The sequence below is a fragment of the Pseudoalteromonas luteoviolacea genome, from assembly GCF_001750165.1.
Classification (GTDB): Bacteria; Pseudomonadota; Gammaproteobacteria; order Enterobacterales; family Alteromonadaceae; genus Pseudoalteromonas; species Pseudoalteromonas luteoviolacea_G.
Map to the genome: position 1 here is coordinate 808,473 of NZ_CP015411.1, position 17,409 is coordinate 825,881.

General features: G+C 37.5%; 18 protein-coding genes and 1 pseudogene. 9 read left to right on the plus strand and 10 right to left on the minus strand.

The features are described from left to right. Nucleotides 1-23: 23 nt before the first annotated feature. From S4054249_RS03390 to S4054249_RS27260, 3 genes are all read right to left on the minus strand, one after another. A complete protein-coding gene (locus S4054249_RS03390; protein ID WP_046356841.1) occupies nt 24-2,036 on the minus strand; it encodes a methyl-accepting chemotaxis protein in 2,013 nt (670 codons plus the stop codon). 587 nt (nt 2,037-2,623) lie between these two features. Beyond that, entirely contained in the window at nt 2,624-3,439 is an 816-nt protein-coding gene (locus tag S4054249_RS03395) for a hypothetical protein (protein ID WP_046356840.1), read from the minus strand. Nucleotides 3,440-4,053: 614 nt separating this feature from the next. Continuing rightward, nucleotides 4,054-4,200, minus strand: a complete 147-nt coding sequence (locus tag S4054249_RS27260) for a DUF1963 domain-containing protein (RefSeq protein ID WP_430522137.1) — start codon at nt 4,198-4,200, stop codon at nt 4,054-4,056. Between the two features lie 448 nt (nt 4,201-4,648). Between S4054249_RS27260 and S4054249_RS03400 the strand changes: the two genes are divergently transcribed. Both S4054249_RS03400 and S4054249_RS03405 read left to right on the plus strand, forming a co-directional pair. Continuing rightward, nucleotides 4,649-6,658, plus strand: coding sequence for a hypothetical protein (locus tag S4054249_RS03400; RefSeq protein WP_046356839.1), 2,010 nt, complete (start codon nt 4,649-4,651; stop codon nt 6,656-6,658). A 195-nt stretch (nt 6,659-6,853) separates the two neighbouring features. Further along, nucleotides 6,854-7,061 (plus strand): annotated as a pseudogene (locus tag S4054249_RS03405) (transposase); the annotation flags it as partial. 439 nt (nt 7,062-7,500) lie between these two features. Here S4054249_RS03405 and S4054249_RS03410 read toward each other — a convergent pair. From S4054249_RS03410 to S4054249_RS25800, 5 genes are all read right to left on the minus strand, one after another. Continuing rightward, nucleotides 7,501-8,880, minus strand: a complete 1,380-nt coding sequence (locus S4054249_RS03410) for an SDR family NAD(P)-dependent oxidoreductase (RefSeq protein ID WP_052960824.1) — start codon at nt 8,878-8,880, stop codon at nt 7,501-7,503. Beyond that, nucleotides 8,881-9,951: a Mut7-C RNAse domain-containing protein gene (locus tag S4054249_RS03415; RefSeq protein ID WP_052960825.1), complete on the minus strand. Its 1,071-nt coding sequence runs from the start codon at nt 9,949-9,951 to the stop codon at nt 8,881-8,883. A 699-nt stretch (nt 9,952-10,650) separates the two neighbouring features. Beyond that, nucleotides 10,651-10,779, minus strand: coding sequence for a hypothetical protein (locus tag S4054249_RS27130; protein WP_256370542.1), 129 nt, complete (start codon nt 10,777-10,779; stop codon nt 10,651-10,653). A 406-nt stretch (nt 10,780-11,185) separates the two neighbouring features. Then, on the minus strand, nt 11,186-12,256 hold the full coding sequence (locus S4054249_RS03420) for a hypothetical protein (protein WP_046354166.1): 1,071 nt from the start codon (nt 12,254-12,256) through the stop codon (nt 11,186-11,188). A 90-nt stretch (nt 12,257-12,346) separates the two neighbouring features. Next, the gene (locus S4054249_RS25800; protein ID WP_080928256.1) at nt 12,347-12,772 is read right to left on the minus strand and encodes a helix-turn-helix transcriptional regulator; all 426 of its coding nucleotides are present in this window, start codon (nt 12,770-12,772) and stop codon (nt 12,347-12,349) included. A gap of 99 nt (nt 12,773-12,871) precedes the next feature. On the opposite strand from S4054249_RS25800, the gene S4054249_RS03430 reads away from it, so the two are divergent. From S4054249_RS03430 to S4054249_RS03450, 7 genes are all read left to right on the plus strand, one after another. Beyond that, nucleotides 12,872-13,243, plus strand: a complete 372-nt coding sequence (locus tag S4054249_RS03430; protein ID WP_046354167.1) for a hypothetical protein — start codon at nt 12,872-12,874, stop codon at nt 13,241-13,243. A gap of 256 nt (nt 13,244-13,499) precedes the next feature. Beyond that, a complete protein-coding gene (locus S4054249_RS26490; RefSeq protein WP_155401327.1) occupies nt 13,500-13,670 on the plus strand; it encodes a hypothetical protein in 171 nt (56 codons plus the stop codon). A 316-nt stretch (nt 13,671-13,986) separates the two neighbouring features. Continuing rightward, nucleotides 13,987-14,238: a hypothetical protein gene (locus S4054249_RS03435; RefSeq protein WP_046354168.1), complete on the plus strand. Its 252-nt coding sequence runs from the start codon at nt 13,987-13,989 to the stop codon at nt 14,236-14,238. A 185-nt stretch (nt 14,239-14,423) separates the two neighbouring features. Further along, nucleotides 14,424-15,197, plus strand: coding sequence for a hypothetical protein (locus tag S4054249_RS26795; RefSeq protein WP_196764513.1), 774 nt, complete (start codon nt 14,424-14,426; stop codon nt 15,195-15,197). A 26-nt stretch (nt 15,198-15,223) separates the two neighbouring features. Further along, nucleotides 15,224-15,862, plus strand: coding sequence for a hypothetical protein (locus S4054249_RS26800; RefSeq protein ID WP_196764512.1), 639 nt, complete (start codon nt 15,224-15,226; stop codon nt 15,860-15,862). 40 nt (nt 15,863-15,902) lie between these two features. Then, nucleotides 15,903-16,106 (plus strand): hypothetical protein, encoded by a 204-nt coding sequence (locus tag S4054249_RS03445; protein ID WP_046354169.1) that lies wholly within the window; start codon nt 15,903-15,905, stop codon nt 16,104-16,106. Between the two features lie 4 nt (nt 16,107-16,110). Beyond that, nucleotides 16,111-16,710, plus strand: a complete 600-nt coding sequence (locus tag S4054249_RS03450) for a hypothetical protein (protein ID WP_046354170.1) — start codon at nt 16,111-16,113, stop codon at nt 16,708-16,710. 19 nt (nt 16,711-16,729) lie between these two features. On the opposite strand, the gene S4054249_RS03455 is transcribed toward S4054249_RS03450, so the two are convergent. Beyond that, nucleotides 16,730-17,035, minus strand: coding sequence for a type II toxin-antitoxin system RelE/ParE family toxin (locus S4054249_RS03455; protein ID WP_046354171.1), 306 nt, complete (start codon nt 17,033-17,035; stop codon nt 16,730-16,732). Continuing rightward, on the minus strand, nt 17,029-17,259 hold the full coding sequence (locus S4054249_RS03460; RefSeq protein WP_046354172.1) for a hypothetical protein: 231 nt from the start codon (nt 17,257-17,259) through the stop codon (nt 17,029-17,031). Before S4054249_RS03460 ends, S4054249_RS03455 begins: the two co-directional genes overlap by 7 nt. Nucleotides 17,260-17,409 lie beyond the last annotated feature (150 nt).

The window sequence follows — 17,409 nt, forward strand, 5'->3', positions numbered from 1 at the left end:
TGTGCGCCGAGTTACCAGTTTGGCTATCCTCGCAACCTGAATCGGCTCACTAAAACAGCTAACTCTTCGGCTTGCTTGTTCAGCTCTTGCGCCGAATGTGCGGCAACTTGCGTATCTTGCAGTGAACTTTGGCTTGATTGCTCTATTTGTGAAATATCACGTGCCATTTCGCTTGCAACCACTGATTGCTCTTCCGTTGCAGTAGCAATTGATTGGATCATCGAAGCGATTTCACTCGCACCGGTAACGATACCCTCAAGCTGTGTTCCAGCATCTTCTGCCATAGATACACTGTGGTTTACTTGAGCGACGCTATTTTCCATGGATTTTACAGCGTGTTCTGTCTGAGATTGAATTGATTGTACAGTACTGACGACTTCTTCTGTTGCTTTTGAGGTGCGCTCGGCGAGTGTTCTTACTTCATCAGCAACCACGGCAAAACCGCGCCCTTGCTCGCCTGCGCGGGCGGCTTCAATAGCAGCATTGAGCGCCAGCAAGTTAGTTTGTTCAGCAATACTGCCAATTACACCAATAACATTGCCAATTTGGCTACTTAACTCACCTAGGTGCGTTACATTTTCAGCAGTATCTTGTACTTCATTTGACGCCGATTTAATTTTATCCACCGTGGCTGTTACGGTTGAGCCACCTTCTGATGCGAGGTTTCGCGCGCCATCAGCATGACTGGCGGCAACCTGACTTTGTGAAGCAACTTCTGAAACGGTTGCGCTCATTTGCTCAATGGCAGTAGCAACTTGTGTAGACTGGTCGGCAGATGCTTGACTGCGTGACGCGATTTGATTGTTTGTTTCGGCTATGTCATCACTGGACGTTTTAACGTCATTAACAACGTTACTAATGGCTTGTAGCAATGAGTTGAGTGAATTAGACATCTTATTGGTGGCCTCAGCTAAGCTGTCAATTTCATCTTTCCCTTGATGTGTGAGCAGTGGTCTTGAGATATCCCCCTCACTGATCCCTTCAGCGATGGTGAGCACTTGACTCAAACGGGTCACAATTGAGCGACTGATCACAAAAGCAACCGCGATGGCTATGATGGCCGCAACGAGTGTAATAAGGATGATGATCACCAAAGTGGTGTTAAGCCCTTCAACTAAGAGGTCAAGCGCTTTAGTGGCGTCATCTTTTTCTTCTTCGCTTGAAACTTCAAGGATTTCAGACAATTCTACCATTTGGTTAGAGGTGAGCTCGGCAAGCTTTTGTTGGGCCTTAACGTACGCAGTCGAGTCGTAGGTTCGAAAAATCTCTTTTGCTTCACTTTGAATGGTCGCAAACATCTCTTCGATACGTGCGATATCACGCAATTCGTTAGGCTTTTGTTCAAGTGGCTTTAATAAATTTAGGTAATGTCGAAAGCTCTGTGCATCATCGTTAAAGTCCGCTTCAGCAGCAGGTGCACCCGTTGTGTGGGAGATGATAGCGGCAATCATGTCTCCGCCTTCATCGACCAGTTCTAGGTAGTATCTCACACCGGGTAAATCGTCATTTAACGACTCTTGCAGATCGGACGATTTCAAAGCGTCATTAAATTCCTGTTCCTTTAATGAGTCGAGTAAATCCTCCAGAGGTTGTCCCATCTCTGCATCGAGTTTGTCTACCCGCTTTTTGACTTGTTCGTAGGAGCGAGGGTCATACTTGGCAAAAATTTCGTTATTGACATCTCGGTGAAACTTTTCAGCCAGTTCCATGATACGGGCCATTTTGTCCCTGTCTGATTGCTTCGCTGACTCGTATCCATATAATTCTTTTTGCGTGGACTTGAATCGTTCAAACAGCTGGTTGAATTGCCCAACTTTGCTCACATCACCATTGAGGTATTCAAGTGCTATATTATTGAGCTGATACTCTAAATGAAGCAGTCGGTTGTACAAGATCATACCAGGCAGGTCATCACCTTTGACTTCAAATGCTCTTGCAGTCTCAGTCGAGACTTTAAACCAAACCACTGTACTGGAAAAAACCATCAGTGCAATGAGGCAACCAAAGGATAAATAAAGCTTTTTACTCAAGTTCATATTGTTACCCAAGAAAGTTGTGTACTCCGAATCCTTGGAATATCAAATTTGCCTACTCAAATTATTAATTAAGGATAAGAAAATTGCGAATTTATGAATTAATTTACTGATTGTTTGTTATATCGACATAAAAAGGTTCATAAAAGCGTAAGAAAGGGAAAAGGTGCAATTTGTTAACTTGCTAGATAAGCGCATTGGCTTTTCTTGGTGAAGAGGTGGATAACGGCGTTTTTTAAATTTTTGTCAGACTAGGTCGATTGAATCGTTAAGTTGTATGGACAGTCTGACAATTAATATTAGGGGTATGAATTAAAAAACCAAGCCGATAGTGGGCTTGGTTACACGGTGAACTAGCTCTCGCTATTTGTTACTTTTGGGTGCCTAGAATGAAATATTGCTAAAGCGATATATACACAAGTCGCGTAGGTATTAATAAGTGGCATAATTGCCGTGATAATCGCTAATACTTTGCTATATCGGAATTTGTGTGCGACGAAGTAGTTTATGGCAAGGCAAACGAAAACTTGCACAAAAAAAGCCACGGATATGAGGTGTAGTTCACCATTTCTAAGCATTTCTAACATATTTTAAGTCCTGTCAATTGGGGTAATTATTACTCTTCCCCTCACTCCTGTTTGTATAACTCTTAACCGAATACCATACTCTGCTGCTTTTTGTATATATTGCTCTAGCTTATACTGCGATGAAAACTGATACGTACCTTCAATAGATGACCCAGCATCTGGAATACGATTGCCATCAGAATCTATCGCACTATGTCTAGTGTAAGATAAGCGTAGTTTAGTGCCCGATCTCAAAGTGGCTGCTTTCATGATCAGTTGTGAGCCATCTTCAAATTCAAATAGTAGCTCAATTCCTGCAACAGGATCATAAAATAAGCCACCAAAAATAGAGATTAGTTGCGCAGACCAGTATTTAAGAGAGTCATTTTGTGCAGCCCAGTCATCAAACCTGTCTCTACTACTGCTATTCTGCGCTAATTCCCAAGCAGAGCGATAGCCGCTAGAAATGGGGACACGCGTCTTTTTGGCTAGGTGCATATAAGATTGTGCGCGCTTTGCTTGGTCTATTAAAGATTGTGGAGTTGAAGACCTACTGGCTGTGACAATGGTTTCCAGTTCGCCAAACCGATCCAATTGAGGTCTAGACGTTACGTAGAATGACCCTGCTAATCCATGCGGTACACTGACAAGGTGAATGGTGTAGGCCGAGGACATACCATCTCCATTTGTTCGGTCAAAAATATATGCTCTTGCTTTACTCTGCATTGAGGTAATAGATGAACAGCTATGGCAAGTAATATAGTCATCTGCATGTGCGTTTAGGTTGATAAAAAATACCAGTAGAGTGAATATAACTGAGTTGATGAATGCTTTTTTCATATTGCTATCTCCTTATTAAATTGCTTTCTAATATGTTGTTTAAACAGTTTAATTTCGCAATTGAATCGAATTGAATCGAATTGAATCGAATTGAATAAATTTATGATTTAAAAATCTTTTTATGAACTATTTTATCTATTGAGTAGTTTGTAGAACATATTGGCAGACAGCTGCAAAGCTTTAAATGTTAAGTGTTTGTTTTTGCTTGAGTACTTAAGCTTTGTCAGCTGTAAGTTTTCTCAATTTAAATATTTATATGTGCTTTTGGTGAGAACGCTTTAAACGACAGGCTATTTTGAATTTGAATTGAGCTACTAAGCAGGTTGCGTGACAGGTTCATGCATGTATTTTGGTTTGTATTTGTATAAAAAAGTCCAGCAATGCTAGGCGTTTATCAATAATTTGGATTTACCTAATTATTAATCAATGTTTTGGGTCTGACTATAGGTTGTGGCTCTTATATCAATGAAATTAAAGGGTAGTGAGCTTTGATGCCATGGTGGGTTTAAGGCTTTATGCACCAAAACATCCGCCACTTGGAATGAATAATAAACTTATATAATTTTAAGAATATAAGCTCATGGAAGCGAAGGTGACAAACAAGCAAGCAGGGTTTAACTACAGTCCCAGTTGTACCACACTCGTGAAAAATCCAACGCTTTTAGTTTTGCGGGTTCAATAAAGAAATTACCTGCCCCAGCGCCACTCCACATGATATTAAAGTCATTATCAAACTCGGAATTCAACTGGGATAGTATTATCCATTCCCCTAGCTTAACATCGTAACGTTGATCTTGTGGGGTAAAATTAGCATATCTATTTAATTGTTACTTGGATCTAAGTTATCAAACAGATGATCTGCAGGGGCGGGTACTTCCTTTGAAAATTCAAAGTGCAAGGATTACTCAAGCATAGCGATCAATTAAGTTGAATGTATTGGATTATTATCATAGTCAGTTAAAGTAAGAGCATTAAAATACATTGCACTTTAAAGGTTAGTAATAAAAATCAGTATATTTGGTTATTCAGAAAAAAATGAAGGGGGTTGATATAGTCCTGATTATGAATAACATGCGTTAATCATTCCTTTATTTAAGGGTAAGAAAAATATACTCTGTTATGAAACATCGCACAGCATGTGCAATCAATTTGTATACCAGTGAATTTATACTGGGAAGGTTTTTAATCTGGTAATTAAAATAGTTGAAAATGAAGTTATCTTGTGAAATAGAAGGGCCTTTTAGCCACCTCATCCGAAAGTGCATCCCTGCTGATGAATATTGGGAGTTATGTAAAATACAGCGGCAATTATCATTCTGTGAAGAAGAGCTGTCTGAAAAAAGTAATGATGAAATAAAAAGACGCATTAAGAATTTAGAAGAATATGAACAATTAGGGTTTGTTTACATCGGTGAGAAAAAATGGTTAAAAGACTATCTTAGTAATCATTCGCAGTTTTCATACTCGACATATTCTGATTGGGTTCTAGCTGTATTTAATAACTATGTTCTATTTAAACCATTTAAGTGGGGAATGTATGAAGATGAAAACGGCCGTACTAGTGATGAGTACCGGAATATTTGGTGCGGTAAAATCATAGAGGGAAGCGTCATTTCACTATTTAATGAGCTAACAACCGCCAAGGCTATGGAAAAGGGTTTAGGTCGATTTTTTGATTATGATATTGAAGTTTTTGGTTGTACAAAAGCACCAGATAAAAAAGCGATTGCTTATGCGTATGAGTTTTTGCATGATTTCCCATATTACCTAGAACAAGCGCAAGATATATTAAATGATAAGCAATATGATATATACATAGACGGAATTTCCCTTATTGACCCTGGTAACCATACTAATTGTGATTTAATGTATAGTACGGATTACACCGACGGTATTAATATTGAATTCAGCGAAAGAAAAAGGAAGAAATTTAGAAATTTGCATGGTCAAAAAGAAGATGAAATTAAAGGTATTATAAAAAATACACTTGACCCATATAACCACCCGAAACTAGCTGATTTATTGAATTCTTGCATCACTGATAATATATTTGGAAAATTATTATTTGGCTATTTGCCATTGTTTTCTAATGAAGACTTCAAAACACTGGTTCAAAATATATGGCGAGAAAAAGACTGTATATATAAAGGAGCTGAACAATCTGCTTTAATGCTTGAAGTGAAATCTTTCGCCACCCTAGAGAAGGAAATTACTCAGTGTGATCAATGTGATGAGCGCTTTGCTACAGATATAGCCTTCGAGTGGGGTAATATTGTTAATTATCCAACCTACAAAGTGGGTGATCATATTTATTGGGGTGACATCAATAGGGGAGAAGAATACTTTGATGAGTTATTTGTCATGGGGCGCTCATTATCTCATTGTAAAAACTGTAGTAATTATGCTCCTAAGACACTTATTCACATTAAAGCAAACAAAATAATTGAGCTAGCAGGTGACAAGATAAGGTCATTACCTTATGGCACTATTGGAGAACCGTTTATTACAAGCGATATGATACCTGTTGAAGATTACGAAAATCGTTTTTTTAAAGACATGGTCAGTCAGGCATACTTAAGTAAGAAAAATACGGAAGCTGTTCCTACTCACAGTGTCTGGCGTACTATTCAGACAATGGTTAGAAAGCCACCCTTTAGCGATCCAAAGTGTAACCTTAGTGATATGGACAGGATCTTACAGGCACGATTCTCACGTTATTCAGAATGGGTAAACCTTAGAAGGTTATTTTTCTTGGAGCGCCATTGTTGGGATAAGAAAACCTATCAACGAATGGCTAATTATCTAAATCTTCACTATTACACTAAAAATCAATATGATGAAATTGATCATCAGACCCCTATTAAATCTTGCTGCATATTGAAGGACGTAAATATAGACAACAAAAAAATGGATTATGTGTTTTATTGGGGAAACCTGTTGAATTTCCCTGAATATCAACTTGGCGAGAAAATTCAGTGGAGTGAGTATTCGGTTGGTGAGCAAGAGTTGACCGATGTGCATTTAATAGGCCACCCTTTGCAACCGACTTCAAATGAAACTCAAGTCATTTCAATCAGGCTGGTAGATGGTACATTAGTATCCGTTGAACCCCATAAGTGGAGTAATATTTATCAAATTGAAAGAGATAGTCGTATTGCATATTTAGGTCCGGATTGGGATCCTTATCTTACATGGGATGACGTGTATTTAATGAAATAGTCATAATTTCAATGCTATTCAAAACGAGGTACATAATTATCTCGTTTTCCAAAAATCCCCATTTCTGGCGACATAAGCTATCAACTTTTCTTAATATAGTTGGTAACCTGTATCTCCCTGCCATGGTGTAACTCCCCCATAAACTGAAACAGTTCATAAGTAGAATTTCTATCAATATAAGAAGGAAATTTTACGATGCGAAAAAGTAAGTTCACTGAAACACAGATCGTCGGCATGATCAAAGAAGCTGAATCAGGTGTGCCTGTACCGGAAATATGCCGTAAACATGGTGTTGGTCAAAGTACATTTTATAAGTGGCGTTCTAAATATGGTGGGATGGAAGCCTCTGATGTAAAACGTTTAAAAGAGCTTGAAGATGAAAATCGCAAGCTAAAAGATAGGTTTGCGACTCTCAGTTTAAAACACTCAATGCTCGAGGAAATCATCTCAAAAAAGCTGTAAAAACGAGTAGACGCAGAGCTTGGGTCGAGCATTTATGTGCGAGATTTGAGGTAAGTGTTGCATTTGCTTGTGACGTAGCTGGTTTGAGTCGCAGTGTTTATTACTATAAATGCAAGCGACCGTCGGATGACAATCATGTTTGGTTTTAGGCAATGTTCATTCAATAGGGTAGCAATAAAGGGCAACTTTCTAAGATAGAAGCTCCAGCTTCATATTCTTTTACGTTAGAAACTTTGCTGATATAAGAGCGCTTTTAAGTTTGTCTTGCCTGTAATCAAAAGAAACATCTGCAACACACGCAAAACCATCTCTATGATCAACATTCACCGCGAGCATCATTATTCATTGTTACCTTGTCTAATGAATTGATGATTTTATTATTACCATGCGCATTCATGATAATCTTTTAAAAATCGTCCATAAGTAGGAGTAGCTCCATTAATAGTTTCAAAAATTGGAGCCAATACTCTGGCAGCCCCGTCAATACAGTCTAAAGGGGGGACAACACCTATAGCTCGATTACGTGATTTAATTGGTAAGGGGTTTTCCTGAGTTACCCACCCAGTATCAACACTATTGACGTATATATCTTGTTTTACGTAATCAGATGCGATTGTTCTTGTCATCATATTTAGCGCCGCTTTTGCCATATTTGTATGGGGGTGGCGGTGAGTTTTATTTTTTCGATTAAATTGTCCTTCCATCGCCGATATATTGATTATGAACTTTCTTTCCAAGCTAGATTTTTGAAGCAGGATTTTTAGTTTAGAGCAAAGTAAAAACGGAGCGGTTGTATTAATAGTTTGCGTTTCTAAAAATTCAAGTGTATCTATATTTACTGCTGTTTTTGTCCAACTATTCTGAGGTGATATATCGACTGGCTCGGAAAACTCATCAAGCATAGTGCTATCAATGACACTGGGCTTTGATACTCTAGAATAAGTTAACCAATGATGGCTCTCACTTTCTAACTGAGGATCATGGAAGTGACTGAGTAAATTGCGATCAACACATTCTATAAGGGCGTTTTCTCGCTTGGCCATTTCTTGATAGTAACTCTGAGGCTTTTTTATTGTTTGCGCAGCATTATTGATAAGAATATCGAGCTTATCATAACGTTCAACTATATATTCAATAAAAGATTCCACTGAAGGAATGTGTTTTAAGTCAAGGCCGTAGATAATTAAGTTATCTGCCCAATCTTCATAGTCATGTTCTAACATATAGCGTCTTGCAGTATCGTACTTAAAGCGACTAGTTACAATCACTTTCGCACCAGCACGTAATAGCTTCAACGCGATTTGAAAACCAATTTTGACTCTTCCCCCTGTTAATAAAGCAATTCGTCCATTTAGATCTGCTTTATCACTTCTGCGTTGAAAGTTAAAGGATGAACACTCATTACATAGACGGTGATAATGATGATGAACAGATTGATATAGTTGCTTGCAAATGTAGCATCGATTTGGCTTAAATAACTTTCTTTCAGACGAGGCAATAATATCAAACATTTGATGAGCTGATTTTTTACATCTAAACTTGTTCATGAGCCACTGACCGCCAGGTATGATATCTCCATCTAACGAGAAGTTTGGTTCTGCAAGGCATCGCTCTGTAGATTCCAGTAGTATCGCATCATGTAGCTTTTGTAGTTCTTTTTGAGAATGAGTACCACTATTGCCGTTATAATGATGAGCTAATTTAGACAAAATTGCGTTCTGTTTAATATGATAATGCACAGGTGATGTAGTTAAGTTCATTTACAAGCCCCTATTTTTCACATCAGTTAATATTTTTTGTATTTTGCCAAAATGCCCACCTTGCCAATAAACTTGCTCACATTTAGCACATTGACTAAAAGTTATATTATTGACATAGACCTTTTTAGGTACTTTTGTTTTAATTTCTTCTTTTTTAACGGTAGTGATAGTGCCATTACATTTAATACAGCGTGATAAAGGATTGAAGTGATCAGCTAAATGATAGTGTTTAACTATTTCTCTAAATTGCTCAATCGGCTTTACTGCTCTTACCCAGCGACCGTATTTAACTTTACTATGTTTTAACAAGCCTTTATCGCGGGTCAATAAAATATACTCACCAACTGAAGCGACTTCCGCCAATACCGAATCACCATGGTCATGGTTTTCAAACAAGCAATTGAATCCGGCCATTCTCAAGTAACGAGCAAGTCCACCTAAATGGACATCTAATAAAAATGTCAGTTCACCATTTGGTTTCCAGGGCATATTTGAGTTCGTATACTCAGCAGAAGAGGAGTAAACGGAAACTTTGTCTCCGTCATTAAGTCGGAAATTTAAGTCTACATTTTTATCATTTACCCTAATTAATCCTACTTCTGTATGCGGAATCCCCATTGCCTGAATGGCATCCCCAATGGCTGGAGTATCATCAAAATCATATTTAATCTCTACATTCTTAATTTCATCGTTAAGAAAGTCAGTACAATGCCCGTTAAATCGAAATAATGCATGATACATCTTCGTTGTGAGTGAATAGTTGGGATTTAAATACGCAGGCCAAAGCATATGCATGAGTTGGCGTGCTTGAATCTCATTCATCGCACCTAACTTTGCAAAACGCTGTATCCACTCTCTGTAATGAGATTGAACTATTTCCTCTGAGCAGGGTGCTAATGACGTAGCATGCGCAGTCATTAGCACCTTTCGATAGTGGTGATCATTTTTATAACCATATAACTGTGAAAGTAAGTTCCGCGCAGCTGAAATTTTTATTGGCTTAAAAGGCCAGTGTTTAACAAGAACTTTGGCTTGATTTGAAAATACTTTTGGGGATAAGTAAAAGGGCATAACTGTCTCCGTCTTTACAACCAATAACGCATTTACTGTCCCACTCTAAAAGCGTTATCTGCAACTGACGTGTGCATTATGCAATGATTTATAAAACTATGATTTAGGTTGTTCACCTATTACTTCATGACCTACTGATCTTTTCTTGTGGGAAGAAAGGATATGAAGCAACCCTTAATTATTTGCTAGTCTAAATCAATTATAAAAAGAATTAAAGTTATTTTTATATCAAGAAACCGCACCTCAATTTTCAAATTTTTCTGATTCTGATTTACCATGAATAAACTTGATAATCGTCCAACGTCGGTAAAAACCATCAAAATGATCGCGTGTTGTGGGATAAAAATTACCATTAAACCAGTTTGCAGCTCTGGAGGAGTTACAGCCCTCTATCGGTAATAATATTTAGGATATCTCGAATGCGGAACGCACTAACCTGCTCAACGTTAAGGTGACCAATAAATCTGGCTACATTGTTGTCATATTTACTTTTCGGAATATCAGGCCTTTTTAATCGTTTTCGTAGTTTATTGACATACATATCTTGAAATGGCTCGTTACGCTATGCTGAGTGAGAGAGCTCAATGATACAGCAGCAGTGCTATCTCTTAGCATGGCTCTGATCGTTTCAGCCTCACCACGCGCTTCAGCCAATGTCAGCTGCCCGAATTTTCGTTACAGGTATATCCCAAAGACCAATCAGGGTCGCCACGCTTCGGGACGACGAATACAAACCGTTTCCATCGGTGTTTTACTTGGCTTGCCTTTGGCAAGCATGTTGACTTGTTTAACTGTTAAATTTGGTATTTTTTCACCTCTTGTACTCATCAGTAGTTTGAGACTAGCAGTGATAAATACTCACCAATTAGATGAAACAGGATGAAAAAATACGGAACGATAAAAACAAAACCCCGCTATAAAGCGAGGTTTTTCAATGTTTTAAAAGTTTTTGCGAGCGCTAGTGAGTCTTACTCAATATTCTGGATCTGCTTCTTGAGTGTGAAATAGAAATCTTTAAATTACAGTTGGTTATCTTTGGTTTTTACTAGTAAAAAAGGGCTTCTGCCACCACTCCTGCCACCATTGTTTTACGGTTAACCCTGTGTCGAATTACTCTATATTCCAAAGTTATACTACCAACTTTTGATTGTTTTTTATATACCTTAGATTTTCACTAATAAATTCCTAAGGTCAACGTGTTTAAAGTACATGGTATGATTACGATTATTTTAAACTAGTCACGTTTAACTCGTTTTAAAAATTTAATGGCCTCAGTTTGTCCTTCTAATGGGATTACAGCAAGTGGAGGAACAACTTCTAGGCTTTGTTGAACTGTAAATTTCAAATATGTTCGTTTTACATTTTTGATATTGAGATCGACTGTCTTCTCTAGCTCGGCTAAAGCTGCTTGATAGGTGTTGATTGAACTAAAGGAGCTATTAAAATCTGCAGATTTGTATGGGTCATAAAGTAAATATTGTTCTATTTTACCAACAGGTCCTGTTTTTCTTAATTCATCCTTCTTTCTTAAAATTTGCATTACTCCTTGAAACTCAATAACAGCACCATTCTCGAGAAGCAACCTTTCTATAAACTGCTCTTCTTCTTTTCTCTCTTTCCATTGGTTCTCTATAACTTCTCCTACTAGAGCTCCAAAGGTATTCTTGATAACTTCCCATCCAGAAATTAGCAAACCGGAGATTCCTGGATTGTTATCATATGCTTTTAATGCTTCTTTTTTTATGTTGAAACCTTGAACTTCATACACTTTAATAGTTAATCGGTAAGCACTATCAGATGAATGAGAAAACAAGTTAAGCTCTTCAATGTCGAGAGGTATCGGCTTAAAGGAAAAGGAATTTAACTTGACGTTGGTAGCATTAAAGTAAACTTTACTATTTCGTTCGAGTATATCATTTTTGTTGATACTCTCTATTTTGGAGACTATCCACAACTCTTTGCCGTATAATTGATCTGCTATATTGTCATCCCAAGAGTTATAAAAGCAAGGTCCATCATCACTATCATCACTATCATCACTATCATCACAATCAGGGTTTTGGTTGTGTTGTTCAAGAGGCGCATTTTGTACGACGCCTTGATGTATCCACCCAGGCATGATCTCTTCTATTCGGACTTCGAAAACGCTATTGCTGTCAACAAAAATGGGATTTCCTGAAAATTGTATAAAATCATAAGTGTCGCTGTCAGTTGAAGTTTCTTTATACAAAGTTGCTTGAATAGAATGATTGGTATGTGAACATCCAAATAAAAAACAACAAATAACTATTAATGTGTATCTCATTCCTTTGTCCTTGAAGCTTCAGCTATACACTCTAACAATTAGCCTGAATATAGTAATATATCAAGTTAAAAGTCGAACTGGTGAGATAATTTATTCCTTTCTTTTGATCCAATCTTGAACATCACTATGACGCCAGCCAATACGGCTACCTGTAAGCGGCACCCTTGCGGGGAACTTCCCTGCACGTTCTAGTCGCCAAATGGTTGTACGAGAGAGGTCAGTTAGGCGCTGCACTTCCTTTACGCAAATGATTTTATCAGGTGTGTTTAGTTGTGGTGGTTCATTACAGGGTTGGATTTGTTGTGCTAAGTACTCCAAAAGTTGAAAGCCGAAAAATTCAGTAAGATCTTCGTTAACTTGGATATACTCAATTTTATGCTGCTTCTGTAACTCTGTGAGCGCTTCAATAGTGCAATGCAAGAAAAGAGCGGCTTCAGCTTGAGAAAAACGCTGATAAAGGCATATACCCATGCTATCGGCCATATCACATATTTGTGGAGTAAACGGATGCGCCATATTTAAGCTCTATTCCCTTCTTGCTATACCTGACAAAGTTGAAATTTTAAGATTCAGGGTTCAAACTGTTCATATATCAGTCAATATAGATAGTAATGTATGGAAGCCAAAGAGCAAGATTCAATTTATCGGCCAAAAGATGATGAGCTGGTTTCGCGAATTAATGCCTATCACACCGTAATGAAGGAAAAGCGCAATATTGAACTGAGTCTTGACCTATTCAAAGATAAAGAATGGGCTGAGCGTTTGGGTTCTACACAAGAACTCGAACAGGCGCACAAAGTCATTTCAACTAGCCTAGAAAAGGCCATCATGAGTTTTAGTGATAGCGATTTGAAAAAAGCCAGTGAACAAAAACTCTTAGACGATACACAGCTCCATGAAATGCGAATTAACCAAGCTAAAGTAAAGCTCGGTACACTTCGTCAATCTCAAGATAGTTACGAGAAAAAACACGGTAAATCAATTTAATAGAGTGACTGAGTTAAATCGATTATTTCGAGTAACGCGAAATAACAAAGTAAATTTGATTATTTTAAAATATCAGTACAATCAGTTTGATAGATTTAATTGATAACACAAGTTTATGAAAGTAACTGTCTATACCACAAAATGAGGGGCGGGGAAGTCTCCAATCTCAACCAATATCGTTCACGACCACGGTTTTGCGTTAGGAACAAATGAGCCATACCATATTTATGATGAAATATTACCTGAAGATCAGTTTATGGCCGTTGATCTCAATGAGCCTTTTCCTATGATACCTGAGCATATAGATATGGTCTTCGATCTTGCTGGGGCACTTTCAAACGGCGCATTAAGTATAAGTACAGCTGTTGCGCAATCGGACTGGGTGATCATACCCATCTATGATGAGTACAAATCTATACTGGCGTGATTAAATACGCTTGCTGAAGTTTTGCACCTCAACAAAAATGTTCTTGTGGTGGCAACCAAACTGCAAAAAACTTACCGCGACAAAGGTAAAAGCTGGTATGAGTGCGAAAGTTTTAAACATATTCAAACGCTTGTGCATGAAAAGTTTGGTTGAGATATTCCGGTACTACCACTGAAGTTCTCCAAGGTATTTGATGAGATCTTTAAATCCAGAAAATCAATCTCACGGCTTCAAGCGGCATCACCACTTGCCAAGTTTCAATATAGGGAAGTGAGTAAGCAATTCGACGCCATTTATTCTTTAATCCTCCCTAAAAATGAGTCAAAAAAATAGCCTGACAAACATCAAACTTAGTAACAAAAACACACTATCTAATTTGATACATCAGCAATCATCAGTAAAAACCAGTGGTAGAACAGCAAAACCCGCTGCGGAAAAACAATCAGAGTTAGTTGGTTTAAGGTTTACGCCGTCAGAGCTTGCAACCATCAAGAAAAAGGCGGGGCTAGTGCCTGTGGCTACCTATATTAAAAATGAGTTGGTAAATAAGTTAAATTTATTCAACTAACTGGTCTTTAAATGAACCAATTAATCCCCATGTTACTTTTTGTACAAAAAGTAACATTTTTATTTTCCAACTCGCGGTGTTCAAACTAGCGGCTTAAAAGTGAAAAGATACTTTCCAGCCAGTTCTTGGTTTTGTGGACTCTTAGCTCACTGCCCATGAGCTGATATTAATTTGAAGGGAATAATATGGGTAAAATTAAAAGTCCAGCCACAATATCTACACAGTTTAACATTGATTTAGCTACGCTGGATAAGCTGGGAGTTGTAAATGTATTGTTGAATACCGACACGTTGGTTTTTATTGACCCATTGCTTTTAGAGGAAAGTAGTCATATCGAGGTGAGTGATGGTGCAGCTCAGTCATACAGGCAGAGATTTAGTCAAATAATAAAGCTTTTGTCAGTATCGAAAGAAGAGAATGATATAGCTTGGCGAAATGCAAAGAGGCTTTTTAAATTCTCAGAGGTAAGCTGGACTTGTCTAGGCTATGGAACCAGTGTTAGAGGCTCAGGTTTTGGGAAAGACCTGATTTCAACTACTTTGGAAACTGCTCGTCAGATAGTTTCTTTAGGTGTGGAAGATGTTGATTTATTCATGGCTCTGGCATTGTTTGAAGAAGGAATAGGCCCAGACAGAATTAGTGACATGACTACAAATATAATAATTCATGATCTGGTTAAGTTTTCACAGACCATCAATAAATCATTACAGTTGCCTACAAAACAATTTAAAGTTGAAAACACAGTATATGACTTGGTTGAAAACCCTTACTCAAGTCAGCCTTTGCTATTTGTTCCAAATGATATTGTTAGGGATTTACCAATTGCATCTGACTGGAGTGATATTTCTAGAGTTGTGAGAGAAAATGAAGAGCTTAGAGAGAGAGTAAATAATCATGTTGGTGAAATTTGGGCTAACATGTCAAAAAAGCAAAAAGAACAATTAAAAAATCGGCATTGAGAAGCAAAGAAGCATTTCAGCAAGTTATGGATATGATTCGAGAGGTATCTCCAACACCTTATGATTTTAGTAGTGATAGAAATGGTGAGGCTTTTTGGACCGAATTACTGAAGTCGGTATCGCAATCACACCCCTTTGATCTTTCTAACTATTCAGGTCGAAAATTAACTTCAAAAGAAGTGATTGAAGTTGTACATAAGATATTGGAGCAGTTTCAGGAGCTTGTTGAACATAAAGGGCTTTGGAAGGAATTATGGGATGAAAATGGTAAACCAAGAAAAGAAAAAGCATCTCAAAGACTATTGTTTGCAGTTGCATATAGCTACTGTAAAGCGAACAATCTAGATCTCACTCCTGAAGCTGACTCAGGTAATGGTCCTGTTGATTTCAAAATGTCACAAGGTTACGACTCAAAAGTCGTAGTTGAAGTAAAGTTATCCACGAACACAACTTTAGTGCATGGCTATGAAAAACAGCTCGAAATATATAAAAGAGCGGACGATACTGATTTAGGTATATTTCTGATTATGGATGTAGGTGGTATCGGGAAAAAGTATGCTGATGTTCAAAAAGTTCGTAGGGAATTTCTTGCTGAATATGGACAAGCATCAGATATTTGGTTTATTGATGGGAATCAAAAAGCCTCAGCTAGTAAAAGGCACTAAGCTTATTTAAAGTGAACAGAAAATAATTAATGAGAGCTTGATGAAAGGTAAAATTATTGAAAAAAGAACAGATAATACGGTTCTGGTTGAATACTATATTGATGGTAAAAAAGAAAAGGAGGTTATGCGACTATCTTGCGAAAAACACTGTGATAAAAAAGATTTAAAAGGATTGGTTGTATATTTTGAAAAGGAAAATAGAGATGTTTATGGTAGGTATTTAGTTTGTAGTATAAAAAGGTAAAAATGTGGGTAGTGAAAATCAAATAGCTCGGACTGATAAGATAAAAAAGCACCTTATTTTACTTATTTTAACAGTGCTGGGAACTGTAATTCCATCGGTGATTACTTACTACCTTATAGCACCAAGCCAACTAGAGCAAAAAAGCTATGATGGTCGATTAGCAGAATACAATAGATTTATAGAGCTTTTAAGGCATGAACGGTACAAGAATATAAGCCTACTAATATCACTAAAAAGCATGGCTGAAAACGTTACATCCGATAGCAGTATTCAGCAGGTGGAAGATGCAATTTTTGTGTTACATAATGACCAAGAAATTCACAGAAAGATAAGTGAGCACTTTTCAATATTAGTATTAAATGACAGTAATTTAGTGCGATTATATCGTAAAGATTTAATGCATGTTTTTTGGGAAAGGGATTTTAATGTTGACTGGGGGTTACATTCTGAAAGTGTTCAGTTAGCATATGAATTTTGGGCTGAAAAGGAACGTAAAAAAGTAGGTTTAAACCCGAAGGTAGAGGATGAAATTCGCGCAAAATTTATGATCATTTCTTGGCAGTATGACGAACTCATAAATCTATTAAAGTACGGTATTACTTGATAAGTTAATATAACTTGCCTCATCGTTTATTACGCAACAGCATATTTTGAAATACCGAGGCGTGGAGTATATGTAGGATATAAACACTGTCTTTTGATGTATCGTATTGATAGTACAAGTTGTAGTCTCGGTAAACAAAGCGCCTGATATTCTTTTCTTTGTTATAGAGCGGGTGAGAGCAAGGGAATGTAGCTAAGTTTTCAACTGCTCTGTGCAAGAACTCTTCACAAAAACTTCTGGCTCTGGCTGGGTTGTCTTCAGCTATAAAACATTCGATCGATTCAAGGTCGGTTTTGGCTTTGCGGGTTAATAGTACTTTTACCATTGAGATGCAGGTTTAGAAAGTATCTGTGAGATGTTGCCAGCGTCAAGTTCAACCATATCACCACTAGCGACATCTTGAAGACCTTGTTCAATACCCAAATCGATGCGCTTTTTTACGTACTCTGAAACCGCCTCGAAGATAAGATCTTCAGGCGACTGAAATCCTGAGTTGTTAGCTTCAGTTTGTACAAGCTCGGCAAGGTTACCGTGGAGAGTAATAGTCATACTGTCTACTCTTAAAAAATAAGTCTACTTCTATTGTATCAGAAATTGGTCAAAGTCAAATGGTCAGTTAGTAAACAGGCTCAAATCATACATCCTTTGTTTACTGATTTTGCAACCTATTGGTATTTTGTAGTCCATATATGATGACTA